This is a genomic window from Candidatus Margulisiibacteriota bacterium (genome assembly GCA_041650855.1).
Classification (GTDB): Bacteria; Margulisbacteria; WOR-1; order O2-12-FULL-45-9; family XYB2-FULL-48-7; genus JALOPZ01.
Genome location: JBAZKJ010000001.1, coordinates 416,357 through 442,243 on the forward strand (window position 1 = coordinate 416,357; position 25,887 = coordinate 442,243).

26 protein-coding genes are annotated in these 25,887 nt (G+C 60.1%); 20 read left to right on the forward strand and 6 right to left on the reverse strand.

The annotated features are described in order from the left end of the window. Positions 1-44: 44 nt before the first annotated feature. Genes WC529_02055 through WC529_02095 form a run of 9 tightly spaced genes read left to right on the forward strand, consistent with a single transcriptional unit; the run spans position 45 to position 12,701 of the window. Positions 45-5,126 (forward strand): Ig-like domain-containing protein, encoded by a 5,082-nt coding sequence (locus WC529_02055; GenBank protein MFA5113060.1) that lies wholly within the window; start codon positions 45-47, stop codon positions 5,124-5,126. Then, a complete protein-coding gene (locus WC529_02060; protein ID MFA5113061.1) occupies positions 5,123-5,467 on the forward strand; it encodes a T9SS type A sorting domain-containing protein in 345 nt (114 codons plus the stop codon). The genes WC529_02055 and WC529_02060 overlap by 4 nt, the downstream gene beginning before the upstream one ends. Before the next feature lie 4 nt (positions 5,468-5,471). Beyond that, the gene (locus WC529_02065) at positions 5,472-6,926 is read left to right on the forward strand and encodes a PorV/PorQ family protein (GenBank protein ID MFA5113062.1); all 1,455 of its coding nucleotides are present in this window, start codon (positions 5,472-5,474) and stop codon (positions 6,924-6,926) included. A 12-nt stretch (positions 6,927-6,938) separates the two neighbouring features. Beyond that, positions 6,939-8,408 (forward strand): AAA family ATPase, encoded by a 1,470-nt coding sequence (locus WC529_02070; GenBank protein MFA5113063.1) that lies wholly within the window; start codon positions 6,939-6,941, stop codon positions 8,406-8,408. Continuing rightward, entirely contained in the window at positions 8,405-8,779 is a 375-nt protein-coding gene (locus WC529_02075) for a response regulator (protein MFA5113064.1), read from the forward strand. Before WC529_02070 ends, WC529_02075 begins: the two co-directional genes overlap by 4 nt. A 33-nt stretch (positions 8,780-8,812) precedes the next feature. Then, the gene (pilM, locus tag WC529_02080) at positions 8,813-10,408 is read left to right on the forward strand and encodes a pilus assembly protein PilM (protein MFA5113065.1); all 1,596 of its coding nucleotides are present in this window, start codon (positions 8,813-8,815) and stop codon (positions 10,406-10,408) included. A gap of 2 nt (positions 10,409-10,410) precedes the next feature. Then, complete coding sequence (locus tag WC529_02085) at positions 10,411-10,923, forward strand: hypothetical protein (protein MFA5113066.1); 513 nt, start codon at positions 10,411-10,413, stop codon at positions 10,921-10,923. Positions 10,924-10,954: 31 nt separating this feature from the next. Next, the gene (locus tag WC529_02090) at positions 10,955-11,434 is read left to right on the forward strand and encodes a hypothetical protein (GenBank protein ID MFA5113067.1); all 480 of its coding nucleotides are present in this window, start codon (positions 10,955-10,957) and stop codon (positions 11,432-11,434) included. 1 nt (position 11,435) lies between these two features. Beyond that, a complete protein-coding gene (locus WC529_02095; GenBank protein MFA5113068.1) occupies positions 11,436-12,701 on the forward strand; it encodes a secretin N-terminal domain-containing protein in 1,266 nt (421 codons plus the stop codon). On the opposite strand, the gene WC529_02100 is transcribed toward WC529_02095, so the two are convergent. Both WC529_02100 and plsY read right to left on the reverse strand, forming a co-directional pair. Further along, positions 12,691-13,677: an NAD(P)H-dependent glycerol-3-phosphate dehydrogenase gene (locus tag WC529_02100; GenBank protein ID MFA5113069.1), complete on the reverse strand. Its 987-nt coding sequence runs from the start codon at positions 13,675-13,677 to the stop codon at positions 12,691-12,693. The genes WC529_02095 and WC529_02100 overlap by 11 nt on opposite strands. Next, entirely contained in the window at positions 13,674-14,258 is a 585-nt protein-coding gene (plsY, locus tag WC529_02105) for a glycerol-3-phosphate 1-O-acyltransferase PlsY (GenBank protein MFA5113070.1), read from the reverse strand. The genes WC529_02100 and plsY overlap by 4 nt, the downstream gene beginning before the upstream one ends. 55 nt (positions 14,259-14,313) lie before the next feature. On the opposite strand from plsY, the gene efp reads away from it, so the two are divergent. The 4 genes from efp to WC529_02125 are packed head-to-tail and all read left to right on the forward strand — an operon-like array spanning position 14,314 to position 17,215. After that, a complete protein-coding gene (gene efp, locus WC529_02110) occupies positions 14,314-14,868 on the forward strand; it encodes an elongation factor P (GenBank protein MFA5113071.1) in 555 nt (184 codons plus the stop codon). Positions 14,869-14,874: 6 nt separating this feature from the next. Beyond that, complete coding sequence (gene accB, locus WC529_02115; protein MFA5113072.1) at positions 14,875-15,312, forward strand: acetyl-CoA carboxylase biotin carboxyl carrier protein; 438 nt, start codon at positions 14,875-14,877, stop codon at positions 15,310-15,312. Next, positions 15,312-16,181: a decaprenyl-phosphate phosphoribosyltransferase gene (locus WC529_02120; protein ID MFA5113073.1), complete on the forward strand. Its 870-nt coding sequence runs from the start codon at positions 15,312-15,314 to the stop codon at positions 16,179-16,181. The genes accB and WC529_02120 overlap by 1 nt, the downstream gene beginning before the upstream one ends. Continuing rightward, positions 16,178-17,215, forward strand: coding sequence for an NAD-dependent epimerase/dehydratase family protein (locus WC529_02125; protein ID MFA5113074.1), 1,038 nt, complete (start codon positions 16,178-16,180; stop codon positions 17,213-17,215). The genes WC529_02120 and WC529_02125 overlap by 4 nt, the downstream gene beginning before the upstream one ends. Here WC529_02125 and WC529_02130 read toward each other — a convergent pair. From WC529_02130 to WC529_02140, 3 genes are read right to left on the reverse strand one after another with little or no spacing between them, the layout of a single operon-like run. Beyond that, positions 17,207-17,569, reverse strand: coding sequence for a sulfite exporter TauE/SafE family protein (locus WC529_02130; GenBank protein MFA5113075.1), 363 nt, complete (start codon positions 17,567-17,569; stop codon positions 17,207-17,209). The genes WC529_02125 and WC529_02130 overlap by 9 nt on opposite strands. Further along, the gene (locus WC529_02135; protein ID MFA5113076.1) at positions 17,569-18,003 is read right to left on the reverse strand and encodes a GatB/YqeY domain-containing protein; all 435 of its coding nucleotides are present in this window, start codon (positions 18,001-18,003) and stop codon (positions 17,569-17,571) included. The genes WC529_02130 and WC529_02135 overlap by 1 nt, the downstream gene beginning before the upstream one ends. A gap of 1 nt (position 18,004) precedes the next feature. Beyond that, the gene (locus tag WC529_02140; GenBank protein MFA5113077.1) at positions 18,005-18,184 is read right to left on the reverse strand and encodes a 2-hydroxymuconate tautomerase; all 180 of its coding nucleotides are present in this window, start codon (positions 18,182-18,184) and stop codon (positions 18,005-18,007) included. Positions 18,185-18,217: 33 nt separating this feature from the next. On the opposite strand from WC529_02140, the gene WC529_02145 reads away from it, so the two are divergent. Next, the gene (locus tag WC529_02145; GenBank protein MFA5113078.1) at positions 18,218-19,165 is read left to right on the forward strand and encodes a serine hydrolase; all 948 of its coding nucleotides are present in this window, start codon (positions 18,218-18,220) and stop codon (positions 19,163-19,165) included. Here WC529_02145 and WC529_02150 read toward each other — a convergent pair. Next, positions 19,059-20,138 carry an isocitrate/isopropylmalate dehydrogenase family protein gene (locus WC529_02150; protein ID MFA5113079.1) on the reverse strand — a complete coding sequence of 360 codons (1,080 nt, stop codon included), beginning with the start codon at positions 20,136-20,138 and terminating at the stop codon, positions 19,059-19,061. The two genes, WC529_02145 and WC529_02150, sit on opposite strands and share 107 nt — an antisense overlap. A gap of 42 nt (positions 20,139-20,180) precedes the next feature. Between WC529_02150 and WC529_02155 the strand changes: the two genes are divergently transcribed. From WC529_02155 to WC529_02180, 6 genes are all read left to right on the forward strand, one after another. Beyond that, on the forward strand, positions 20,181-21,116 hold the full coding sequence (locus WC529_02155) for a D-alanine--D-alanine ligase (GenBank protein MFA5113080.1): 936 nt from the start codon (positions 20,181-20,183) through the stop codon (positions 21,114-21,116). Further along, positions 21,100-21,855: an FtsQ-type POTRA domain-containing protein gene (locus tag WC529_02160; protein MFA5113081.1), complete on the forward strand. Its 756-nt coding sequence runs from the start codon at positions 21,100-21,102 to the stop codon at positions 21,853-21,855. The genes WC529_02155 and WC529_02160 overlap by 17 nt, the downstream gene beginning before the upstream one ends. 73 nt (positions 21,856-21,928) lie before the next feature. After that, complete coding sequence (gene ftsZ, locus WC529_02165) at positions 21,929-23,002, forward strand: cell division protein FtsZ (GenBank protein ID MFA5113082.1); 1,074 nt, start codon at positions 21,929-21,931, stop codon at positions 23,000-23,002. Further along, positions 23,003-23,596 (forward strand): MarC family protein, encoded by a 594-nt coding sequence (locus WC529_02170; protein MFA5113083.1) that lies wholly within the window; start codon positions 23,003-23,005, stop codon positions 23,594-23,596. Positions 23,597-23,750: 154 nt separating this feature from the next. Beyond that, the gene (locus tag WC529_02175; GenBank protein MFA5113084.1) at positions 23,751-25,088 is read left to right on the forward strand and encodes a sigma-54 dependent transcriptional regulator; all 1,338 of its coding nucleotides are present in this window, start codon (positions 23,751-23,753) and stop codon (positions 25,086-25,088) included. Between the two features lie 121 nt (positions 25,089-25,209). Continuing rightward, the gene (locus WC529_02180) at positions 25,210-25,887 is read left to right on the forward strand and encodes a hypothetical protein (GenBank protein ID MFA5113085.1); all 678 of its coding nucleotides are present in this window, start codon (positions 25,210-25,212) and stop codon (positions 25,885-25,887) included.

Sequence of the window (25,887 nt, forward strand, 5' to 3'; positions counted from 1 at the left end):
ACTTCAATTGACATCCCTCTTACATTAGTTATAATAAACGCTGAATGAAAAAAGCGGCCGTCTTCTTCGGCGTTTTCCTTTTATTAACGAGCTGCGCCTTTGCTTTCCAGATGCAAAGCGGCTATTTTATCGGCACCGGCCTTGCCCGTTCCATCACCGGCGTCGGCTTCCAGCCCGACCTCGTCATCATCAATTGCGACACCGCCACCGGCCGCTCCGTCTGGCGGAGCAGCGCGATGAGCGGCGATTCCACCGCTTACTTCGAGAACGCCGTCGTCAACGAGACCGGCCTGATCCGCTCGCTCGACAGCGACGGCTTCTCGCTCGGCACCAACGCCTACGTCAACGCCCGCAACGTCCGCTACACCTGGTCGGCTTACAAGGGGACCGGCGGCGGCGACTTTTACGTCGGCTCCTACACCGGCAACGGCGTCGATCTCCGCAACATCACCGCTCCCGGCTTCGACCCCGCCCTCGTCTGGATCAAGCGAGACGGCGCTTCGGTCGGCGTCTGGTACACGTCGGCCATGCCGGCCGACAGCACCCAGTATTTTTCCGCCACCGCGCCCGCCGCCGACCGGGTCCAGAGCATGATCGCCGGCGGCTTCCAGATCGGGGCGAACGCCGAGGTGAACCAGAGCGGCGACACTTACTACTATATCGCATTCAAGGCGACGTCCGAGGCGTCTTGCGGCCTCGCCGTCGGCTCCTACACCGGCGACGGGGTCTTTGCCCGGTCGATCACCGGCGTCGGTTTTGCGCCCGACCGGGTCATGATCAAGCGGAACGCCGCCAGCAACGCCGTGCTCCGCAACGGCAACCACTACGGCGATGAGACCACCAACTTCACCCTGGCCGCCAACTCCACCAACTGCGTCCGGGCGCTGGAGAACGACGGTTTTCAGGTCGGCACCGACGCCCGGGTCAACGTCAACGCCGGTATTTATTATTATGCCGCGTTCCACGGCTCCACCGCCGAAGCGCCGACCGGGGGGTTCCGGATGACCGCCGGTTATTACACCGGCAACGGGACCAGCCAGCCGATCAGCGGCCTCGGTTTCCATCCCGACCTCGTCATCATCAAGGGAGATTCGACCCAGCTGGCGGTTTTCACTACTTCGCTGATGGCCCCCAATACGACCGCCTATCTCGGCAGCGCGACCGCCAGCCTCGCCGACGGGATCGTCTCGCTCGACGGCGACGGTTTTTCTCTCGGCAGCAACGCGACGGTCAACACCGCGCTGGCCAATTACCGCTATTACGCTTTTACCGGCGCCCCCTGCGCCAATTTCAACATCGGCGCCTATACCGGGTTGGGAGTCACCTCCAACGACCGATCGATAACCGGGCTCGGCTTCGCGCCCGACCTGGTCGCCGTTAAACGGGACGGCGCTTCTTTCGGCGTCTTCAAGACCTCGGCGATCGCCGGCGATAATACCGCCTATTTCTCCGCCACCGCCGACACCGCCGACCGGGTCCAGACGCTGGAGGCCGACGGTTTCCAGGTCGGCGCCAACGCCGAGGTCAATACCGCGGCCGCGACCAATTTCTATTTTGCCTTCAAGAACACGGCCGGGCAGTTCTCCGTCGAGGCCTACACCGGCGACGGCAACAACGATCGGGCAGTCGACGGCCTCGGTTTCCGTCCCGGTTACGTCTGGGTCAAGCGGCCGGAAGTGACCAACGCGGCCGTCCAGCGCGGCTATAACTTGTCCAGTGATCTCTCCCAGTATTTTACCGCCACCGCCAACGGGAGCGGCCTGGTCAAATCGCTCGGGGCCGACGGCTTTACCCTCGGCACCCATGCCGCGGTCAACGGCAGCGGCGTCGCTTACCGCTTCGCCGCCTGGAAAGCGAATTCGACCAAGCTTGTTTATACTCAGCAGCCGACCGCGGCCACCGCGGGGACCAGCATCTCCCCGGCGATCACGGTCGCCGTCAGGGATAACGACGGCAACACCGACACGGCCGATAACGTTTCGCAGGTCATGCTCCGCTTCAAGGATAATCCGGGGGGGGGCGTCCTCTCCGGTACGACGATCGAAACGGCCGTGGCCGGCACCGCCACGTTCAGCGATATCAGCATCAATAAGGCCGCCGCCGGCTACACCCTGGAAGCGGTCTCCGCCAACCTGGCCACCGCGACCTCCGAACCGTTCACCATCTCCGCCGCCGCGGCCAGCAAGCTCGGCTTCACCGTTCAGCCGAGCCAGGTCAAGTCGCGCGCGATCATTACTCCCGAGGTGCAAGTCGCGGTGCAGGACCAGTACGGCAATACCGTCAACGATACCGCGACCATCCACCTGTCGCTCAAAAGCGGCACCGGTCCTTTGCTCGGCACCACCAGTAAAGCGGCGGTCGCCGGGGTCGCCGCTTTCAACGACCTGACCATCGAGGCCACCGGCGCCAACTACGCCCTGCACGCGACCAGCGATAGCTACGCGCTGGCCACCTCGGAAACCTTCAGCGTCATCCCCGCCGACGCGACCACCCTCCGGCTGGTGTCGGCCGCCGTGGCCAACGCGCAGGCCGGCGCCGCGCTCTCCGCGCTGACCGTCGAAGTGACCGACGGGGCAAACCTGATCAGCGGCGACAATTCGACCCAGGTCACGATCGCGATCCGCGATAACCCGGGCGGCGGGACCCTGTCCGGCACGCTGACCAGGACGGTCGCGGGCGGCGTCGCGACTTTCGAAGGTCTGAGCATCAATAAGACCGGCGCCGGTTACACCCTGGAGGTCTCGGCCGCCTCGCTGGTCCCGGCCACGACCGAACCGTTCGCCATTACTCCGGCCGCCGCCCACCACCTCGCCTACTCCGTCCAGCCGACCGATGAAGCGGCCGGGGCGATCATGGCGCCGGCGATCAAGGTCCGGGTCCTCGACGTTTACGGCAACCTGACCGCGACGACGGAGACGATCACGCTGGCGATCCGTAATAACGCCGGCGGCGGCACGCTCGCCGGCAACACGAACAAGGCCGCGGTCCTGGGCGAGGCGACCTTCGACGACCTGAACATCAACAAGATCGGCGTCGGTTACACGCTGATCGCCGCTTCGGCGGCGACCGCCAGCAAGATTTCCGATGCGTTCAACATTACCGTCGCCCCGACCGACAAGGTCGCGTTCTACGTCCAGCCGGCCAACACCGCGGCCGGCGCCATAATCACCCCGCCGGTCCAGGTCGCCATCGAGGACCAGTACGGCAACATTATCAGCACCGATAATTCGAGCGAGGTCACGGTAGCGATCAGCGCTAATCCGGGGAGCGGCGCGCTAACCGGCACGGCAACCCGGACCGCGGCCGCCGGCATCGCCACTTTCGACGACCTCTCGATCGATAAGGTTGGCACCGGCTACACCCTGGCGGCAACTTCCGCCGGCAAGAACGCCGGAACATCCGCCGCTTTTAATATCACTTCCGGCCCGGCCAGCAAGCTCGTTTTTTCCGTCCAGCCGTCCCGGACGACCGCCGGGGCCGCCGTTACGCCGGAGGTCAAGGTCGCCGTTCAGGACGCTTCCGGCAACACGGTGGCCGGCGATAACACCACGCCGGTGACCGTCGCCCTGGGGAACAATCCGGGGAGCGGTACTCTGTCAGGGACTAAAACGGTTACCGCCGCCGCCGGCATCGCCACCTTCAGCGGCTTAAGCGTTAATAAATCCGTCGGCGGCTACACTTTGACCGCGACCTCAACCGGCCTGGCGACCGCCACGTCCGACGCTTTTACGGTCGATCCGGCGGCTGCCGCCGCCCTCGCCTTCCAGGTCCAGCCATCCACGGCCCGGGCGGGTATCGTCATTTCGCCCGAGGTCAAAGTCGCCCTCTTCGACGCGTACGGCAATTTGGCCGTGCTCGACAACAGTACCGGCGTTGCCGTGGCGATCAGGGATAATCCGGGCGGCGGCACCTTGTTTGGGACAAAAACGCGGACCGCCGCGGGCGGCGTCGCCAGTTTCAACGATCTGCGGATCAATAAAAAAGGCGACGGCTACACGCTGGAGGCGACCGCCCTGATCCTGAGCCCGGCCACTTCCGAACCGTTCAATATCACCGGCGAAGCGCCCGCGCCGCTCGTCCTGTCGCTCTCCCCTAGCCGTGACGCGGCCAACGTCCCGGTCGCCGCTCAGGTCATGATCGCTTTCGACTCGCCGATGGACCAGGCGTCGGTCGCCGCCGCTTTCACTCTTAAGGCAACTATGGACAACAACGGCACTTCGCTCGAGGCGATCGGCGTCAGCGGAACCACGACCTGGGACGCCGCCGGCCAGCTCTTCAGCTTTATCCCGTCGGCGCTTAACAAAGGTTACCAGTACCGGGCCGATCTGGCCGCCACCGCCCAAAGCGCCGACCAGGTCAAGGTCGCTTCGGCCGAGAGCTGGCTGTTCACCGTCATTTACGACCACAGCAAGGAGAACACGACCTACAGCACCGACCGCCGGGCCAGTGTCCGGACCGGCAGCGGCACCTTGCCGACCGACGGATATATTTTGATCAATCGCGACCCGCAAAACGCGCCGACCGTAGTCGACCCGGCCGCGATCGCCGCCGCCATCGCCAAGGTGCTGGCCCTGGGCGATCCCCATCATTACCCGCTCCCGGCGACGATCACCGAGTTCAACCTGTTCGACGCCAGCGGCACCCGGGTAGCCACCACTTTTGCCGAAGCCGCCATCATCGCCCTCTACTACACCGCCGAGGCCAACGAGAAGAACCTGGTCCTCTACCGGCTCGACGAAGCGCACGGTCTCTTTGTCAAAGTGCCGGGCTCAGCGGTCAATACCGTCGACAATTACGTTTCCGCCCCGGTCCGGAGCTTCTCGGTCTACACCATTATGGCGGTCCCGGCCCTGAATGTCGCCGGGGCTTACGCCTTCCCCAATCCGTTCCAGCCGTCGGCCGGGCACGCGACCGTCACTTTTACCAATCTCGCTTCGCAGTGCACGATCAAGATCTACACGCTGACGGGGGACTTGGTCAAGACGATCAACGAGAGTTCCGGCACCGGCCAGAACGCCTGGGACGTCAAGAACGAATCGGGCGAGCTTCTCGCCTCCGGCACTTATTTCTACTTCATCAAGAGCAGCGGCGATACCAAGAGCGGCAAACTGGTGGTGATCAGATGAGCAAATCGGCGGCCTTAATACTGATCGGCGCGACGGTCGGCCTCCTGCTGACCGGTTGTACCGCGCAAACGAACACGGCTAATCCGGAAATGCCGAACCCGTACCTGGCGGTGACCGGCACGAGCGAGGTCGTCTTTAACGACCTGGCGGCGACCTGCACGATCGAGATCTATACCCTGGCCGGGGAACCGGTCCGGACGATCACCGTCACGAACGGCAACGGCCAGGCCATTTGGGACCTGAAGAACAGCGCGGGGAACCTGCTCGTCAGCGGCACCTACGATTATGTGATCAAAAATATCGACAGCCAAAAGAAAGGGAAAGTTGTTATAATAAGGTGAACAAATGAAAAAATGGAATTTGGGATCGGTAATTTGTTTAGTATTTAGTCTTTCGTGCTTAGTATTTCCAGCGGCCGCAGGAACCGGGGCTAGTTCAGGCGTCGAGTTCTTGAAGCTGGGCGCGGGCGCCCGGCCGCTGGCCATGGGCGACGCCTACACCGGGCTTGCCGACGACTCCGCCGCCATCTTCTACAATCCCGCCGGCCTGGCCAACCTCAACTTCCCCGAAGTGATGACGATGTACAACAAGTACCTGGTCGATTCGCTGCAGCAGGCGGCCGGCATCGTTTACCCGACCCGCTACGGCATCATCGGCGTCGGCTATTCCGGCTTCAACTCGGGCGACATCCAGGGTTACGACCAGAATGGCGCGGCGACCACGGTCTTCACGACCGGTTCTTCCTGCCTTACCCTTGCGCTCGGCCGCCAGTTCAATCCCGCCCTCTCCTACGGGATCAGTTTGAAACAGGTCAGCGAAAAACTGGCGGACAACAGCGCCTCCGCCCTGGCCGCCGACGCCGGCCTGTTCTACCGGATCAATCAGAACGTTACTGCCGGCCTGGCCGCCACCAATCTGGGGGCCGGGCTCAAGTTCATCAGCGACAACACCCCTTTCCCAACCGCCTACCGCGGCGGGCTTGCCTTCTCCGGCCGGCTCTACGGCGACGCGGTCAACTTGACCGGCGACCTGGTCTCCTATGCCGACGGGACTAAAATGAACTTCGGCGCGGAATATGTCCTGCGCAACCTGCTCTCCCTGCGCGCCGGCCTGTCGGGAAACTCTCTGCGCGCCGGCCTCGGCGTGTCGGCCAATCTCTTCTCGCTCGATTACGCCTATCTCGGCCACCAGGACCTGGGCGCCGCCCACCAGGTCAGCGTCAGCCTGCTGTTCGGCGCGCCGGACCAGGCGAAAAAACTGATCCTCGAGAACCTGGCTTACGGCAAGGCCTTTATCAAGGAAGAAAAATATGCCGACGCCATCGTCAGCCTCGACCGGGTGCTGGCTGTCGATCCGCAGAACGAAGAAGCGAATTTATTGGTGAAAAAAGCGCAGAACGAGCTGGATAACCAGGCCCTGGCCCAGGTCTTTACCCAAAAAGAGGTGGAGATCAAGCGGAGCGCCGGCGAGATCATCGCCTCCGGCAAGAAATTCTACGACCAGGGCAAATACATCGAAGCGGTCGGCGAGTTCGGCAACGCGCTAAAGATCGACCCGACCAACGCCGAAGCGCTCCGCCTGCAAAACCAGGCGCAGAACAAGATGGAAACCCAGCTGATCGAACAGAGCCGGACCGAGGCCAAGGAATACCTGGGCGAAGCGATGAAGCTGGTCATTACCGGCAAGTACGCGGAAGCGCTCGCGCCGCTCAACAAGGCGCTGGAAAAAGACCCGAAGAACAAACAGGCCCTGGAACTGAAGAAAAAGCTCGAGTTGATCCAGAAGATCCAAACCAAGTAAAAAGGAGCAACGATGAAATCACGAGTCACGAGTCACGGGTCGCGGGTCTTTCTCTGTGTTTTGTTGAGCCTGTTCACTTTTACGCTGGTCTCACCTGCCCTGGCGCAAACCTCGGATGAATATTACAACAAGGCGGTCAACAAGTATTTTCTCGGCGATAACAGCGGCGCGATCCGCGACCTGAACGAAGCGCTCCGGCTCGACCCGGCCAACGCCCAGGCCCGGGACCTGCTCCAGGAGATCAGGAAGGACAGCGGCGCGCCGGCCGCGCCCGCCCCGGCCGTGACCGCCCCCGCCCCCGCTCCGGCCAAAACGGAACGGACCGAGATCGAGGAACTGACCAAGGCGATCAAAAAAGCGATCGAAACGGCGCCGGAAAAACGGCCGACCCGGGAAAAAGAGCAGGAAACGGTCAAGCCGAAGGGTTATCCCAGCACTTACACTTATTATAAACCGTCCGCCTCGCCGGTCCTCCGCTTGACCGGGTGGGACCTGGCCTGGATCCTGACCGCCCTCCTGACCCTGCTCTACGTCGCCCTGCGCTACGCCTACGCCTACGTCCAGCTGGTGATCGAAAAGCGGTCGATCCAGGTCTGCACGGAGTGCCATTACGCCAATTCCCGCCTGGCGGAGTTCTGCATCAAGTGCGGCGGCCGCCTCAAGCCGTGGGTCGGGATCACGGCCAACCAGCGCAAGTGGTACGCCAAGTTCAACTGGCAGAAGAACCCGTTCACCCTCGACATCATGCCGAAGCTCTTCACCGGCTACCAGACCCAGGTCAATACGATCTTCGACAAGGTCTATCTCAAGACCGGCCACCTGCTCGTCATGGGGAACAAGGGGGTCGGCAAGACCACCCTGCTCAAGTGGCTGGCGGAGACGCTCGCCAAAGAATTCCATACCGTCTATATCCCCCGGCCGACCGACAATTTTGACGACCTGCTGCAGTACCTGGCCCAGTCGCTCAAGATCAAGAAGGGGCGCGGGGAAAAGATCTCGATCTACGACATGGAAGAGCTGGTCAGCAAGACCAGCCGCAGCATCCTGCTGCTGCTCGACGAGGCGCACGAGTTCGGGCCCGACTTCGAGCGGTCGCTCCGGACGCTCGGCGACCTGAACGGCGTCACCTTCGTCCTCGGCGGCCTGATGGAGACCCGCGAAAAGATCAAGCGCGATTCGCCGCCGTTCTTCGACCGGATCATCCAGGAAGTGGTGCTCCACCACCTGTCGCTGGAAGAAACCAGCGAGCTGATCCGGAAAAGGATCGAGGACGCCGGCGGCACCGGGTTCGGCCCCTTCACCGCCGACGCGATCGAGAACATCTACAAGATGACCAATGGGGTGCCCCGGCTGATCTTGAAAGTCTGCGACTGGGTCATCACCGAAGCGATCCATAACAACCTGGAAACGATCGAAGTCGGCCACACCGCCAATTTCCCGCAGGAAACGACCACCGAGACCAAAGAGGAGGCCAAATCATGAAAAAAGTCGTAATGATCGTCGATGACGAACCGACCATTGTCACTATCGTCGAGGACCTGCTCCAGCTCAAGGGCTTTGACGCCCTGTCCGCCAGCGACGCCCTGGAGGCGGAGCAGGCGATCAAGCTGCACCGGCCGGACCTGATCCTGCTCGACGTCATGATGCCCCGGGTCAGCGGTTTTGACTTCTGCAAAAAGCTGAAAAGCCTGCCGGACTACAAGGACATCCCGGTCATTTTCCTCTCGGTCATGAACAAGAAAGAGGACCTGGAAAAAGGGCTGCAGGCCGGCGCGGTCGATTACATCCCCAAGCCGTTCGATCCGAACGACCTGATCGCCCGGGTCAGAAAGCACCTGCCCGATTCCAATTGACAATAGCGTCGTATTGGCTATAATTGTTCGTAAATGCTGAGCGCGCGATCGGTCCTGGGAATCGACTTGCGGATCACCTCGGTCAAGCTGGTCGAGATCGACCGGAAAGACCAGGGTTTTATTTTGAAGAACTGGGGGATGACCGAGGTCCCCTACCAGCTTATCGATAAACATCCCCAGCTCGAGGACGCCAAGGCCGACGCCCTGAAAAAGCTCCTCCAGACCAACAAGATCAAGGCCCGCGAAGCGGTCGTGGTCGTCGGGGGGAGCGACACCTTCGTCAAGCTCTACACCCTGGCCGACATGCCTCGTTCGGAAGCCGCCCAGGCCATCCGCTGGAAACTGGCCGAGGAGATCCCCTACCCGATCGAGGAAGCGATCTTCGATTTTTACCCGGTCCCCCGCGGCGAGGTCTTTACCGAAAAGATCGATTACGTCGCCGCCTGCACCAGCCGCAAGAATTACCTGGAAGCGCTTTACATCCTGGGCAAGGCCGGCGTCAAGCTGGGCGGCATCACCATCCTGCCGGAAGCGCTGCAGGAGCTGTTCAAGGCGGAGCTCACCAAGCCCGACGACAAGATCACCTCCATCCTCTACATGGGAAAACGGACGACCAACATCAGCATCTTTCGCCACGGCGTCTTCGAGTTCAACCGGGAGCTGCCGATCGGCGGCGAGAACATCACCCGCGCCATGTCGGGCATCCTGGTCTCCCCCGAAGGGCGGATCGAGGTCAGCCCCGAGGAGGCTGAGCGGATCAAGGTCGAGTACGGGGTGCCGACAAATCTGGAAACATTCCCCAAGCTCGGCGAGATCCCCATTTCCCAGCTCCAGGCGATGGTCCGGCCGGCGCTGGAAAAAATGCAGAGCGAGGTCGCCCGGACCTTCGAATACTACAAGGGGCAAACCGGCGAAGGGGGGATCAACAAGATCGTCCTGACGGGCGGCAGTTCCCTGACCCCGAACCTGAGCCAGTTCATCAGCGAGGGGCTTGGCGTCCCGGTCATCACGCCGGAACCGCTCCCCAAGCTCAATCCCCGCCTGGCGGCCGCCCTGGGGGCCGCCCTCTCCGGCGCGCGCCAGATCAATCTCCTGCCGGAAGACGTCAAATACCGCTGGAAACTCTTTGCCCGGCGCTTCCTGCAGCCGCAGTTCCTGGTCTCGACTTTTTCCGGCGTGCTGGCCGTCGTTTACCTCATCTTCTGGCTGCAAGCGTTCGGCCTGCAGTCCGAATTAAGCCGGATCAAGCAAAAGCTGGACGAATACAAGCCGCGGATCTCCCGCCTGGACGCGATCGAAAGAACGACCAAGGAAGAGGAAAAACGCAAATTGACGATCAGGACCTTTGAGCAAAAGCGCAACAAGGTGCCGCAGATCCTGCAAGAGATCAGCCGCTTGATCCCGGAAAGCGCGGCGATCAACACGCTGCACCTGAGCGCGACCGACTTCCATTTATGGGGGATCGTCTTCAAGCGGGGCGAGGCCGCCGAAACCCTGCTCTCCCGTTTCGTCCTGAAACTCTCGATTTCGCCGCTGTTCGACGGGGTCCAGATGGTCCAGGCGATCAAGAACAGCGACTACGCGACCGAAGCGTTCAATTTTGAGATCACGGGAAAGATCAAGGAATAAACATGGCGCCGCTAAAACTATCGGACCGGGAAAGGAACTTGCTGATCGTCACGATCGGCTTCGTGGTCTTCTACGTCTTTTTCCAGTTCCTGCTCACCCCCAAGTGGGACGAGATCGCCCGCCTCAAGGACACGGCGCGCGGCCTGCGGCTGGACCTGAAGGTCGCCGAGGGCAAGGTCAAGATCCTCGACGCGATCGAGCAATCGGTCGGCATGGTCCCGGAAAAATCGATCCTCCCCCGCGACGAAAGGGCGCTGGAAGTGCTCAAGCTCCTCTCCCAGGCGACCGTCCGGTCCGGCCTGACCCTGAACTTTATCAAGCCGAACCTGGAAGAAGAAGGGGAAGGATTAAAGTTCAATCTCTCCTGCTCCGGCCGGTTCCGGAGCCTGTATACTTTCTTCAGCATCCTGTACCGGCTCCGGATCCTGGTGCTGATCGATTCGATGGAGATCATCTCCAGTGGCGGCGCCGCGCCCGACCTGGGGATCAAGATCAACCTGACGGCTTATTATTGATATGGCCAGACAAATCATAATTATCCTAATATTGTTCGCGTCGCTCGGCTACGCCGTCTTCACCTACTGGCCGGCAGTCGCTCCCCTGCTGCCGATCGTCCCCCTGGCTAAACCGGCGCCGTCTGCGCCGGCCGCCTTGCCGGTCGTCGTTCCGACCCGGGAAGCCGCGGCCGCGGAAAAGGAGGAGATCGACGAGATCGTCCTGCCGACCTACGAGGCGAAGATGATCGATCCTTTTGCCCTGCGGATCGAGGTCAAAACCCGGGCCGAAGAGCCGCTGCCGGTCGTCAAGGAGCCGGGACATGCTCCGGAAGGGCCGGTCGTCAAGCCGGCGGAACCGCAGCTCGAAGGCGTCTGGATCGACTCCGACATGCGGGTCGCTTTCATTTCCGGCCAGTCGCTGTCGGTCGGCGGCACGGTTATGGGCTGGAAGGTGACCTCGATCGGCAAAGAACGTGTTATACTGCAAAAAGGTTCATTGACCAAGACCCTAAAAGTGGAGGGAAAATAAAATGAAAAAGACCTTATTCTGCCTGGGCCTCTGCCTCGTGCTCGGCGCGGCGGCGCTGGCTGCGCCAAAAGAGATGGTTAACGTCAGCATCGCCAAGGGGAAAGTCTACCTGAACCTGAAGGACGCCGACATCAAGTCGGTCCTGCAGATTTTCGCCAAGGCAACGGGCGTTAACATCGTCGCCGGCGACGACGTGACCGGCAAGGTCACGGTCACTTTCTCCGGCATCGAAGCGAAGGCCGGGCTGGAAGCCGTGCTGCGCGCCAAAGGGCTGGACTGGTTCGACGAAGCCGGCACGATCTTCGTTTCCACCAAAAAGATCATGCGCACTTATTACCTGGCCAACGCCAAGCCGAGCGACATGCAGGCGACCCTGGCCGCCATCCTCCCCGCCGGCAGCGTCGTGACCGCCGACGACAGCTACAACGTCCTGGTGATCCAGACCTCTTCCGATTACCTCCCCCGCCTGGAGAAACTGATCAAGGAACTCGACGTCCAGCCGATCCAGGTGATGGTGGAGGTCAAGATGATCCAGATCGCCGACGGCGACGGCGGCACGCTCGGCCTGAACGTCAACTATACCCGCAACGGCCCCAACAACAATTACGTCAAGACCAGCGGTCTTGCCGGCCTGGGCTCGCTGGAAGCGGCCGGCCTGTACGCTCATGCCCTTTCGATCTTTTCCAACGCCAGCCTGGAGGCGTTCTTCCAGGCCTTGTCAGCCGTCGCCCGATACGACATTGTCGCCACGCCGCGGCTAACAACCTTGAATAACAAGCAAGCGTCGCTCCTGATCGGCCAGAAGCTCGGCTACAAGACCAGCATCATCTCCCAGACCTCGACCACCCAGCAGGTCAATTTCCTCAACGTCGGCACTTCGCTGGTCCTGACCCCCAACGTCAACAAGAACGGGATGATCCGGCTGAAGGTGGAGCCGAAACTGAGCGACGGCCGGATCGAGAACGAATTGCCGCAGGAGGATACGACCGAAACGCATAATGAGGTGATCGTCAAGGACGGCCAAACCTTCGTCATCGGCGGCCTGGTCCGCGATAAAGACATCGTGACCGATATCGGCGTCCCGATCCTCTCGGCGATCCCCTATATCGGCACTTTGTTCCGGCGTTCGGTCACGGAGAAAGCCAAAGTGGAATTGATGGTCTTTGCCACGCCGCACATCATCACCAACGAATACCTGGAATCGATGGAACCGACCATCAAGAAGTTAACTGAGAAGTCGGCCCGGGACGCGGTCCTTATTCACTAGTGGCCGACCGGGTCATCAGTTCGCTGATCGCCCGGTAAGGGTCTTTCCCTTCATAGAGGACCTGGTAAACCTGGTCGGCGATCGGCAGGGATACTCCCTGCTTCTTCCCCAATTCGCGGGCCGCGACGGCGGTCGGCACCCCTTCCGCGACCTCTTTCATCCCGGCCAGTATCTCTTTCAGCTTGCGTCCTTTCGCGAGCTGTTCGCCGACGGTATGGTTGCGCGACAGTCGGCTGGCGCAGGTGGTGATCAGGTCCCCCATGCCGGATAGCCCGGCAAAGGTCTCCGGTTTGGCGCCGAGCGCCGAGCCAAGCCGGGTGATCTCCACTATGCCGCGGATCAGCAGGGCGGATTTGGCGTTGTCGCCCAGGCCCAGGCCGTCGACGACCCCGGCCGCGATCGCGATCACGTTCTTCAGAGCGCCGCCCAGCTGGACGCCGGTCGGGTCGTCGTTGGTGTAGACCCGGAAACGGTCGAGCATCAGCGCCGCCTGGACCTTTTGGGCGGTCGCCTTATCGCGGGAGGCGGCCACCGCCGCCGCCGGCAGCCCCCGGGCGATCTCATGGGAAAGATTGGGGCCGGATAAAGCCGCCGCGTTCCCCACACCCAGCTCTTCGGCCAGGATCTGCAGCGGGAGTTTTAAAGTACCCCCTTCGATCCCCTTGCTGGCCGCCACGATCACCGCGCCCGGAGCGAACACCCCCTGAAAGCGCCGGGCGGCCTGCCGGAGGAATTGCGTCGGCACGACAAAGAAAACGAGCTCGGCCGCCCGCAGGTCGTTTACTTCATTGGTAATCGCGATGGTTTGCGGCAGAGGGAAACCGGGGAGGAACCGCTTATTTTCCCGGAATTCCCTGACCTCCGGGACCAGATCCGCTTCATAAGCCCATAAGGAAACCTGCGCCCCTTTTTCCGCCAGCAGGATCGCCAGGGTTGTTCCCCAGGCGCCGGCGCCGACCACGGCGACCCGGCTCATCCTTTCTCTCCGAGGCGGCGCTCCGTCCCCTGGAAAAGCCGCTTAATGTTCGGGATATGGCGCAGGATAATGACCAGGGAGATCGCGGCCGCCGCCAGAGAGTACGGCAGGGGCCGGCCGAAAGCAAAAAAGGCGAGCGTGACCGCCAGGGCGGTCAGGACCGAGCCGAGCGAGACGTAGCGGGTCAAGCCGACGATCAGGGTAAAAAGGACCACGGCGAACAAAAAAAGGTCTGGCGCCACGCCAAGCAGCACTCCGAGCCCCGTCGCCGCCCCTCGTCCTCCCTGGAACCGCAAAAAGAGGGAAAAAGTGTGCCCCAGCACCGCCGCCAGGCCGCAACCGACGATCACCAGCGGGTCGGAAAGATAATAAGCTGCCAGCATGACCGCCGCGGTCCCTTTTAACATATCTAAGGCAAAGACCAGCCCCCCCGGCACGATCCCCAATGTCCGCAGGACGTTGGTCGCGCCGATGTTGCCCGAACCGTACTTTCTGATGTCGATTCGCCAAAAAGCGGCCACGATCAGGCCAAAAGGGACCGAACCGAGCAAATAACCGGCCAGGAACAGCCAAAAAACCATACCTGCATTCTACTGTAGTTGAAAATCATCGTCAAGATTGATATACTTGGTCGTCATGGCGATACCAATTAACGAGGTCAAAGCGGGGATGGCGGTCGAATTCGACGGCCAGCTCTTCCGCTGCGTCGAGTACCACCACCAGCGGGCCGCCCAGCAGAGCTGGATCAAGATCAAGCTCAAGAACATGCGGACCGGGGCGATCGTGGAACGCTCCTTTAAGCCCGGGGAAAGGGCGGAAACGGCCCACATCGATTATAAACCGATGCAATTCCTCTATTCGGACGGGGACGCCTTCCATTTCATGGACCAAAAGACCTTTGAGCAGATCGCCGTGCCGGTCAAAAAGGTCGGCGAAGCGGCCAATTACCTGAAAGACGGGTTCATAGCCAACCTCACCTTCTACGGCGAGGAGCTTTTGGACCTGGACCTGCCGTCCTCGGTCGACCTTAAAGTCACCGATACCTCCCCCGGCTTTAAGGGAGATACCGTCTCCGGCGGCAAGCCAGCGACCATGGAGACCGGCCTGGTGGTCCAGGTCCCTTTTTTCGTTAATGTCGGCGACACGTTGAAAGTTGATACTCGCGAGGGTAAATACCTCGGAAGGGCGTGATCAAATATGGATTTTGAGGTCTTGAAAAAACTGATCCAGCTCGTTAAGGACGAGGACATTTCCGGGGTAGCGGTCGAGGAAAAAGGGGTCAAATACGAAGTACGCCGGGAAAAGAGCGGGCACGTTATCAGCGCCCCGGCCCCTCAAGCCTCCGGCGCCCCCGCCCATCATGAGCCCAAAGCCAAGGAAAAGACCGAGGAAGACGGCCTGACCGCCATTACCAGCCCGATGGTCGGCACGTTCTATCGCTCGCCTTCGCCGGAATCGGCCCCCTTTGTCGAAGCGGGCGACGAGGTCGAGCCGGGCAAGGTCGTCTGCATCATCGAGGCGATGAAGCTGTTCAACGAGATCGAATCCGAAGTTCGCGGCAAGATCGTCAAGGTCCTGGTCGAGAACGGGAAACCGGTCGAGTTCGGCCAGAAACTATTCCTCGTTAAAAAGTGATGGGCGCCCTTGTCCGTTCGCTGCGGATCAACCAGTGGACCAAGAACTTCTTCGTCTTCGCGGCGATCGTCTTCTCGGTCAAGTTCTTCGATCTCCCCCTGCTTTATAAGGTAATTGAAGCTTTTGCCGTCTTCTGCCTGCTCAGCAGCGCCGTTTATCTCATTAATGACGTCCGGGACGCCGATAGCGACCGGAAACACCCGACCAAGAAGCGCCGCCCGATCGCGGCCGGGGAGATCAAGCCGTTCCTGGCGATCGCCGTTGCCTGCCTGCTGGCCCTGATCGGCCTGGGCGCCGCTTATGCCCTCGATCTGCCGTTCGCGCTGACGGCGACCGCTTATTTCGTCCTGATGGTCGTCTACACCTTCCTGCTGCGCGACCTGGTGATCCTGGACACCTTCACGATCGCCGCCGGCTTTGTCCTGCGGGCAATCGCCGGCGTGGTGGTGATCGGCGTCGCCATGTCCCCCTGGCTGATCATCTGCACGATCCTCCTGTCGCTCTTTATCGCCCTGGGCAAAAGGCGCCACGAGCTGCTTACCCTTTCGCAGGGGGCGGTGGAGCACCGGCGGATCCTGGACGAATACAACCCGCAACTGCTCGATCAGATGATCTCGGCGGTGGCCGGCTCGACCGTGATGGCCTATTCCCTGTATACCCTCTGGCCGGAAACGGTCGCCAAGTTCGGCACCCACAACCTGGTCTACTCCGTCCCCTTCGTTCTGTACGGCATTTTCCGTTATCTCTACCTGATCTACCAGAAGGGCAAGGGAGGAAAACCGGAAGAGATCCTGCTGACCGATCTCCCGCTCCTCGCTGACATCGTCCTCTGGCTGGCGTCCCTGATGGCCATTATCTACCTGAAATGAGAACCCTGGTCACCGGCGGCGCCGGCTTTTTAGGCATCAACCTGATCCGCCACTTAATGAAACAGGGGATCACCGACATCGTTTCGCTCGACCTGGCGGAATTCGATTACCCGGAACGCGACCGGGTCACCGTCATCCGGGGCGATATCCGCGACCCGCAGACCGTTGCCAAAGCAATGGCCGGAGTGAAACTGGTCATCCACACCGCGGCCGCCCTCCCCCTCTACAAGAAAGAGGAGATCTTCTCGACCGACATCGACGGGACGCGGATCCTGCTCGCAGCGGCGGCCAAGGAAAAAGTTGAACGCTTTGTTCATGTCTCTTCCACCGCCGTTTACGGCATCCCCGACCATCACCCGCTGCGGGAGACCGATAAACTGGACGGCGTCGGCCCTTACGGCATCGCCAAGATCAAGGCCGAAGAGGTTTGTCTGGAATTCCGGAAGCGGGGGATGTGCGTCCCGATCATCCGGCCCAAGTCGTTCATCGGGCCGGAGCGGCTTGGCGTCTTTGCCCTCTTCTACGACTGGGCCAAGGACGGCAAGAACTTCCCGATGATCGGCAGCGGGAACAACCGCTACCAGCTGCTCGACGTGGAAGACCTCTGCGCGGCGATCTGGCTCTGCCTGACGCTCGACAAGAAGACCGTCAACGACACTTTCAACGTCGGCGCCAAGGATTTCACGACGATGAAAGAAGACTACCAGGCGGTGCTCGACCGGGCCGGTTTCGGCAAGCGGATCATCGGTTTCCCCGCCGAACCGGTCATCTGGGCGCTGCGGGCCCTGGAGTTCTTCAAGCTCTCCCCGCTTTACAAGTGGGTTTACGAGACCGCCTCAAAAGACTCGTTCGTTTCGATCGAGAAAGCGGAAAAGATCATCGGTTTCAAGCCCAAGTTCTCTAATAAAGACGCGCTGGTCCGGAATTACGAATGGTATCTGGCTAACTTGAAAAACTTCGAACACTCAAGCGGCGTCTCCCACCGCGTTCCCTGGAAACAAGGCATTCTGGGCCTGGTGAAAGCGCTATTTTGAGAAGAACAACATCTGCAGGGCGATGACGAGCAGATAGCCGGCGAATAACCGTTTTAATAATATATCCGGGACCGGTTGCGCGTAAACCGCCCCAAAGTAAGCCCCGATAAAGAACCCCAGCGCGATCAGGAAGGCGAAAGTCAGGTTAACGTTCCCCGTTTGCCAGTATTTGACCACCGCCAGGATGCCGACCGGGAGAAGTAAAGCGGCGATCGAGGTCCCCTGCGCCAGATGCTGGGAAGTGCCGTAGATAAAGACCAGCGCCGGGATCATGATTGTCGCGCCGCCGACGCCGAGAAGACCGCTGAGCGCCCCGGCCGCGATACCGACAAGGACCAACCCGACGAGGTTCATTATTTGAGGAGTTCCCGGACGAACTGGCTGACGATCTTGCCGTCGGCGCTGGGAGCTTTAGCCAAGACGGCCTTCATCACCAGGCCCATATCCTTGGGGGTCGCGGCGCCGGTCTCGGCAATCGCCTGCTTGACCAGGTTTTTAAGCTCGTCCGGGGATAGCTCTTTAGGCAAGTATGACTGGACGATCGCCAGCTCTTTCTCCGCCTGGGCGACTTCGGCCGCGCGGCCGACCTTATTATACTCTTCGATCGTCTCTTTGATATCCTTACCGTATTTATTGACGATCTTGGTAACTTCCGCCTCCGGCAGGTCGCCGCGGGCGTTAACGTAAAGCACTTTGCTCTTCATCATCCGGAGGACGCTCAGTTTCAACTCGTCCTTAGCCCTCATCGCTTCCTTAATATCGTTATTGATCTGTTCGAACAGTGTCACGTTAGCCTCCCTGTTTCCCGTCTTGGCCCCAGTTCTCTTTGGGAATGTCTTCGATAATGACGATCACGGCCTGCGCCGGGCAGCCGGTCGTTTCGCAGATCGTCTTGGTGACGTTCTCGATCAGTTTTTTCTTGGTCTCTTTGTCCCGGCCCGCCCACATTCCGATCTTCACGACTGGCATGACCAAATTATAGCATATGGTATAATAAAAAATATGCGCGCGTTAGTCGTCGTCCTGGTCTTTTGCCTTTCAACGGCAGCCAGTGCCAACCTCCAAAACAAACTCGAGCGCCTGGCCGCGACGGCCGAGGGGAAGGTCGGCATCGCCTTTATCGACCTCCAGAACAGCCGGGAAGCATCGGTCAACGGCAACCTCCCCATGCCGGCGGCGTCGGTCGGCAAAGTGCCGGTCATGTGCGCCGCCTTCCACCTGGCGGACTCGGGCAAGCTTAACTTGCAAAAACGGATCGTCTTCCGGGAAAGCGATAAGCTTGACGGCGCCGGCGTCCTCCGCTGGATGAAGGCCGGCCAGGAATACACCCTCTGGAACCTGATGCGGTTGATGATCACTCTCTCCGACAACACGGCGACCCGGCTGGTCGTTAACACGGTCGGTTTACCGTCGATCGAAGCTTATATGAAAGGGATCGGCCTCACTAACACCCGGATCAGCGACCCGACCATGCTGGTCGAACCGCCGGCGAAGAACAACAACCTGACCTCGGCCAACGACATGGCCAAACAGCTGGTCCTGGTTCATAACTGCCGCGGCTTCTCGAAAAAGTCGGCCAAGCAGATGATCGCCTGGATGAATTACCAGCGTTACCGCTGGGGGATCTGGCGCGGGGTGCCGCCGGGGACCTATGTCGCTAATAAGACCGGCCACCTCGCAGGGATATTGAACGATGTCGGTCTGGTTTATACCAAAAAGGGGACTTACGCCCTGGCGGTCTTCACTTCGGGGTTTAAAAACAAGAGCCGCGCCCGCCAGTTGATCAACGATATTTCGCGGACCGTTTACGAGGATTATACCGGCGAGAAAGTCGCGAAGCCTGTTATAAAGCGGCGATCACCGCGTCGGCCATCTGTGAAGTCCCGACGGCGGTCGGGTCGTTCCGGTCTGGTTTTAAGTCATAAGTCACGGCTTTCCCCTCGGCGATAACCTTGGCAACCGCTTTGTCTAATCGCTTGGCCGCCTCTTTTTCCCCCAGGTAATCGAGCATCAGGACCGCGGAAAGGATCATCGCGACCGGGTTGACCTTGTTCTGGCCGGTATATTTCGGGGCGGAGCCGTGGATCGCTTCAAAGACCGCGATCCCCTCGCCCAGGTTCGCCCCGGGCGCAATGCCTAACCCGCCGATCAGCCCGGCGCAGAGGTCGGAGAGGATATCGCCGTACAGGTTCGGCAGGCAGAGAACGTCATACAGCTCCGGTTTTTGTACCAGCTGCATGCACATGTTGTCGATCAGCCGCTCTTCGTACTCGATCTTACCGGCGTATTCCTTGGCCACTTCCTGGGCGGCCTTAAAGAAGAGCCCGTCGGTGAACTTCATGATGTTCGCTTTGGAGATCGCCGTGACTTTCTTCCGGCCGTGCTTAACGGCGTATTCGAAAGCATATTTAACGATCCGTTTCGAGCCGGAAACCGAGATCGGCTTGATCGAGATCCCGGAATCGGCGGCGATCTTCTTCTTGGCGAGCTTCTCGATCTCCGCGATCAAGGTTTTGGTCTCCGGCTTCCCTTCTTCGAACTCAATGCCGGCGTAGAGGTCTTCGGTATTCTCACGAACGATGACCAGATCGATGTTTTCGTACCGGGAGCGGACCCCTTTATACGACCGGGTCGGGCGGAGGCAGGCGTAAAGGTCGAGTTCTTTGCGGATGGCGACGTTGACCGAGCGGAACCCGGTCCCGATCGGCGTGGTAAGAGGCCCTTTAAGGGCGACCTTGTTCTTCCGGATCGAAGCGAGGGTCGAATCGGGGAGCGGCGTCCCGTATTTCTTGATGATATCGGCGCCCGCTTCGGCGATCTCCCAGTCGATCTTGACGCCGGTCGCGTCGACGCAGCGCCGCGCCGCGGTCGAGACTTCCGGCCCGATCCCGTCGCCGGGGATTAAGGTGATCTTGTAAGCCATGCTAAATTGATTATAAAGGTTTTCGGTGCTAAAATCAATTCAGTGAAAAACCTCAAAAACAAGAAGATCGCGGTCCTCTGCGGCGGGCGGTCCGGCGAGCGCGAGGTCTCCCTCCGCTCCGGCAAACGAGTGTTCGACTCGCTGAAAAAGCAGAAGTTCAACGTCGCCATGTTCGACCTGTCCGACGACCTGATCGCCCAGCTTAAAAAGAAGAAGATCGACCTGGTCTACATCGCCCTGCACGGCCGCTGGGGCGAGGACGGCTGCGTCCAGGGAATGCTGGAGGTCGCCAACATCCCTTACACCGGCTCCAAGGTCCTGGCCTCCGCCCTGGCGATGAACAAGCTCGCCGCCAAGCGGATCTTCGATACCTGCAATATCCCGACGCCGCGCTACCTGGCGATCGACCCCGGCAGCGATCTGAAAAAGGAGGCCGAGAAGCTCCGCCGGATCTTCCCCTTCCCGCTCGTCATCAAGCCGACCAGCGAAGGGTCCAGCCTCGGCGTTTCGATCGTCAAGGAAAACGACGACCTGGAACGGATCTTAGCCAAAACGGTCAAGGAATATCAGGATGTCTTTATCGAAGAGTTCATCAAGGGTCGCGAAGTAACAGTCGGGATCATCGGCACGGGGGATGACGTACAAGCCTTGCCAATCCTCGAGCTCGTCCCGCGCAAGGAATTTTACGATTTCGAAGCCAAATACACCTCGGGGATGACCGAGTTCATCCTCCCGGCCCGACTCCCCAAGGCCTTGTATAAGAGGACCCAGGCAGTCGCCCTTGCCGCCCACCGGGCCCTCGGCTGCTACGGCGTTTCCCGGGTCGACATCATCGTCGCCGGCGACCATACCCCCTACGTCCACGAGGTCAACTCGATCCCCGGCATGACGGAGCACTCCGACCTGCCGGCCGAAGCCGAGAGCGCCGGCCTTTCTTTCGACGAGCTGGTGGTAAAAATCCTTGAGAGCGCGTTCTAAACGGAAAAAGCTCCCTTTCCGCCTGCGGCTTTATATCGCTATTTTGCTGCTGATCCCGCTCGGGATCGGGACCTATTTTCTCCTTTCCCTGCCGATCTGGCGGATCCAGGACGTCGTCGTTTCCGGGGCCCGGCTCCTCTCCGCGGAAGAGGTCAAAGACCTGTCCGGCGTGCCGCTCAATGAGAACCTCTTCCTGACCAGCTTCAGCCGGGTCAGGAAAAACTTAACAGGCATCACGGCGATCAAGTCGTTCCGCATTTACCGGATCCCGCCGGCCACGGTCTACATCAAGATCGAGGAGCGCCGGCCGGCCGCCGTCGTCGTCCTGCGGGGCAGATCGGCGATCATCGACGAGGCCGGGTACGTCCTCAACCGGAACCCGGGGCTTACCATCAACGTCACCGATATGGCGGACCTGCCGGTCGTGTCGGGCGTCGCTTCGACCGACGTTTCCGTCGAGGGGCGGATCAACCCGCAGATCTCCCGCCTGATCTCCGACATCATCATCGACCTGGCCAAGCGGCTCGGCTCTCCCCGCATCCAGCTGGAGACCGGCGGCTTTGAGCGGATCACTTTCATGCTCGACGACTTATTGAAGGTCAAGCTGGGGCGCGACGAGGAGATCAAGCGGAAAATGGAGGTCTTTCAGCGCCTGCTCAAAGTGATCGAAGGGAAGTGGGGCTCGGTCGAATATGTCGACGTCCGCTACCCCGACAACCCGGTGATAAAATACAAATAATATGCTAAAATGAGTGCGGCCGGAATCCCTCGCCCCCGGCGGTAAAGCGGGCGGCAAAGGAGCGGGATAACAGATGCCAGCAGCAAGCAACGGACAGGGCTTCGCGACGATCAAGGTTTTCGGGGTCGGCGGCGGCGGGACCAACGCGGTTAACCGGATGATCAGCGGCGGGGTCAAGGGGGTCGAGTTCTGGGGTTGTAACACCGACCTGCAGGCGCTCAACGTCTCCCTGCCCGACCACAAGCTCCAGCTCGGGATGAAACTGACCCGCGGCCTTGGCGCCGGCTCCAACCCGGAAGTCGGCCAGAAAGCGGCCGAAGAATCGCGCGACGATATCCGTCTCGCCCTGGAAGGGGCCGATATGGTCTTTATCACCGCCGGCATGGGGGGCGGGACCGGCACCGGCGCTTCCCCAATTATCGCGGAAGTCGCCAAAGAGCTGGGTTGTCTCGCCGTCGGCGTCGTTACCAAGCCGTTCCGTTTTGAAGGCCCGGTCCGCATCTCCCAGGCGGAATCGGGGATCGCCCTCCTCAAGGAAAAAGTCGACGCCCTGATCGTCATCCCCAACGACAAGCTGCTGCAGGTGGTGGAAAGAAAGACCTCGATCATCGAGGCGTTCAAGATCGCCGACGACGTCCTGCGCCAGGGGGTCAAAGGCATCTCCGACATGATCACCGTCCCCGGCCTGATCAACCTCGACTTTGCCGACGTCCGCACCATCATGTTCGAGGCCGGCTCGGCGATGATGGGGATCGGCACCGGCTCGGGCGAGAACCGCGCCGTGGAAGCGGCCGAAGCGGCCATCTCCTCCCCGCTGCTCGAAGATACGATCACCGGCGCCAAGGGGATCATTTTCAACGTCTCCGGCGGCGCCGATCTCGCCCTCACCGAGGTCACCGAAGCGGCCGAAGTTATTTATAACGCCGGCGATCCCGACGCCAACATCATTTTCGGCGCCACGATCGACGAAAAGCTCCAGGGCGACGTCGTGGTCACCGTTATCGCCACCGGCTTCCGGCCGTCGGCCAAGAAAGAGAAGGAAGCCCTGCCTTTCCTGCGGCCGCGGACGGTCGGGGCGGCAGCGGGCGGCGGGCATGCCGCCAGCGCCAGCAAAGAGAATATCGAGCTGCCGCCGTTCATGCGCTAAATGGAAGCCTTTTTCTATCCGTTCATTAAATCGGTCATCGCGCTCTTTATTATCACCGATTCGCCGGGCAATCTGCCGTTCTTTCTCGGCCTGACCGAGGGGGAGACCCAGGAGTCGCGGCGGAAGATGTTCGGGACCGCGATCCTGACCGGCCTGATCCTCCTGCTGGTCTTTCTCTTCGCCGGGTTGGCTATTCTCGACCTGTTCAACGTTACCCTCAACGACTTTAAGATCGCCGGGGGAATATTATTGCTCTGGATCTCGATCGAGATCATGCTGCGGGGACGGTTGAACCTGGAGCGGAAAGAAGATGCGGGGGTCGTTCCTTTGGGCTGTCCCCTGCTCGTCGGCCCCGGGGCAATTACTACGGCGATCGTCCTGCTGAAGCTGTACGGCTACGTGGTCGTTCTGAGCGCGATCGCCGCCTGTTTCTTCCTGATCTGGCTGGTCCTCTATTTTGCCGATCACATCCACCGGATCCTCGGCCACAACGGCTCGATCCTGTTAACCAAGGTTGCCGCCATCCTGATCGCCGCCATCGCCGTCCAGTTCATCCGGGAAGGGATAATGGCGATCGTTCTCCTAAAACCCTAAAATCCCAACAAAAAACCCCTGAACAGGCTCAGGGGTTCGTTTGTCTCGACAAAGAGTGACTCAGGTATGAGTTCCTAATATATTATCGTCACTTTTTGGGAGAAATTTCACTCCGTTTGCATTTTCCAAAACGATGTGCCATAATCGCTCCCCTGTGAAACCGGTCATCCTGATCATCGACGATGAAGAGAGCATGCTGACGACGTTCAAGTCGGTCCTGAAGAACGACTACGAGCTGGTGCTTTTAAGCAATGGCGCCGACACGCTCCCCGCTTTACGGGATAATAATATCGCGCTGATCCTGCTCGATGTCATGATGCCCGGGCAGAATGGGCTTGATGTGCTGCGGACGATCAAAGACTTTGATAAAAACCTAGCCGTGATCATGGTCACTGCCGCCCATGACATCAAACTGGCGGTCAAAGCGATCAAGCTGGGGGCCGAAGATTACGTCACCAAGCCCTTCGAAGCGGAATCCTTGCTTGCCACCATCGCCCAGGCGCTGGCCAAACGTTCGTTGGTCAGGGAAAACATCTATCTCAAGCAGGTCCTGGCGGAAAAAGGGTATCAATGGGACCTGATCGGCCGGTCGGCCCCCGCTAAAAAGACGTTCGAACTGATCGCCAAGGCGGCCAAGGTCAACAGCACCGTGCTGATCACCGGCGAATCCGGGACCGGCAAAGAGCTGGTCGCGCACGCTATCCATAAGAGCAGTGCCCGGGCAGCTCAACCGTTTGTCGTAGTCAACTGCGCCTCGCTCCCCGAGTCGCTGATCGAAGCGGAGCTCTTTGGCCATGAAAAAGGGGCTTTTACCGGCGCCCTGGAACGTAAAGAAGGGAAGTTCGAGCTGGCCGATAACGGGACGATCTTCCTGGACGAGATCGGCTGTATGCCGCTCAACCTGCAATCCCGGCTGCTGCGGGTCCTGCAGGACAACAGCGTAGAAAAGCTTGGCGGGACGAAACCGATCAAAGTCGACGTTCGGGTCATCGCCGCCACCAACCTCGCGCTGGAAGAAGCGATCAAAAAGAACGAATTCCGCAGCGATCTTTTTTATCGTTTGAACGTGATCAGGGTCCAACTCGCCCCGCTCCGGGAACGAAAAGAAGACATCCCCCTATACGCCGAATATTTCGTGGAAAAATACAGCCGGGAATTCAACAAGGGGTTAAAAGGCCTGAGCCAGGAAGCGATCCGGTTATTGATCAATTACGATTGGCCGGGCAATGTCCGGGAGCTGCAGAACCTCATGGAAAGGATCGTCGCCCTGACCGAAAACACCGAATCTGTCCAGGCGGACGACATACCGCTGGAAGCGGCCGCCAAGAACGTTGTCCAGGAAGGTTTAAAAGAAGCTCTGCTGGATTTTGAGCGGCGCTATATAAAGAACGCCTTAGCGGAAGCGGCCGGCAACCAGACCAAGGCCGCCGAGCTCCTGAATATCCACCGCACCACTTTGATCTCCAAAATGGACCAATTAGGGCTTAAATAGTCGAGTTCCGCTACTCTCCCCTGTCGAAAATCCCTACATTTTTCCGCGCCTGAGCGTGGCAATAAGATTGCTGCAGGTCAATTGTCATTTTACTTGGGAGGTTAAACAGCTAGGTCGGTCAATGATCCACAAGGGGGTTTATATGAACAATAAGCATCTTTCTTTTCTGTTGCTCCTGCTGCTTCTCCTCCCCGCCCTCGGCTGCGGTTCGGCCGACCAACATAATAGCGATGTCACCCTGGCCGACAAACCGGTCCCGCCCAAGGCAAATAACCAGCAGGTCCGTGAATTTAACCAACAATTGGGGGAGATTAATGACCAACCAAGCGCGGAAAAGGCGGTCGACAGTTTTGTCAATTATGTCGATTCCCGGCTCGATAAATCAGGAAACGGGGTTTCCGCGCAATCTCTGCGCGCCCTGATGACGAACGACCTGATCAAGGAAGTCGCCAGACAGGAACTTTTTTCCCGCCAGGGGGAGCCGGTCACTTTCCTGGCCGCTGACGGCACAGAGATCGCCAAACCGCCAATCGACATTGGCACGGTCACCGATACAATCAACAAGCTCGGCGCCGAAGCCGGGATCTGGGTCGATGACGATACCGTTAAGACCGCCAAAGATTCGGTAGAAGCCTCGATCCCCAATCTCAACCCGGGTAAAAAGGCAGAGATGACGCCGCTCAATGCCATGGTTGTCGGTTACGCTATCGGCTCGCGGGACGATGGCTCGGCGCCGGCCGGTTCGGTCAAGCTGCCGGCCAACAAGATCGGTTCCTATATCTCTACCGTCTGCGATTAA